This is a genomic window from Extibacter muris (assembly GCF_004345005.1).
Taxonomy (GTDB): domain Bacteria; phylum Bacillota; class Clostridia; order Lachnospirales; family Lachnospiraceae; genus Extibacter; species Extibacter muris.
Window position 1 is genome coordinate 1 of record NZ_SMMX01000067.1, and the last position, 755, is coordinate 755.

1 protein-coding gene is annotated in these 755 nt (G+C 48.6%); it reads right to left on the reverse strand.

Annotation, left to right across the window (positions count from 1 at the left end; all coding sequences use genetic code 11):
• Positions 1-84: 84 nt before the first annotated feature.
• Positions 85-351, reverse strand: a complete 267-nt coding sequence (locus E1963_RS23635; protein WP_132281708.1) for a hypothetical protein — start codon at positions 349-351, stop codon at positions 85-87.
• Between the last annotated feature and the right edge of the window lie 404 nt (positions 352-755).

Genomic DNA, 755 nt, shown 5'->3' on the forward strand with positions numbered 1-755 from the left:
CTCTTCCCTTTCCCTCTTCCTCCCCTCCTCTCCCCCCCTTTCTTCTTCTTTTCCCTCCCTTTTGGAAAATCTCCCCTCTTTCTTCTACCTCTCCTCTCTTTCTTTTTCCTCCTCTCTCCTTTCCCCTCCCCTTACCGACGAGCTTCCCCTGGATACCTCCTCTCTTTCCTTGCCCCTTTTTTCCCTCTCTTCCCCCTCTTTCTCCCTTTTTCTTCTCTTTCCTTCTTCCTTTCTTCTCCCTTTTTCTCTTTTCCTCTCTTTTTCTCCTTCCCTCCTCCTCCCTTTTCCTTTTCTCTTTCCTCTTCCTTCTTCTTCTCTTTTTTCCCCGTTCCCTCCCGCAACGTTCTGCATTCTTCTTCCCCTCTCTTCTTCCTTCCTCCCCCTTTTCCTTCTTCCTTTTTTCTTTTTCCTCCTTTCTATGTCCCTTTTCCCCCGTTTCGCCCTTTTTTTCCCCTTTTTCTTCTCTCCCTTTTTCCCCTCCTCTTTTCTTTCCTCCTCCTCTTCTTCCTCTCTTCTTGCCTCCCTTTCTCTTTTCCCCTTCTTTCCTCTCCTCCTCTTCCCTCTTTTCCCCTCTCTCCTCTTCCTCTTCCCTCCTTCCCCCTCCCCTCCCCCCTTCCTCCCTCTCCCTTTCTTTATTCCCCCTTCCCCTTTCTCATGTTCTTACCCTTTCACAAGCACTCATCAGACGGTGTTTCCTTCTTCCCCCTCCCTTGTTTCTTTCCTCTCTTTTATTTTTTCTCTTGCTGTGTCTGATA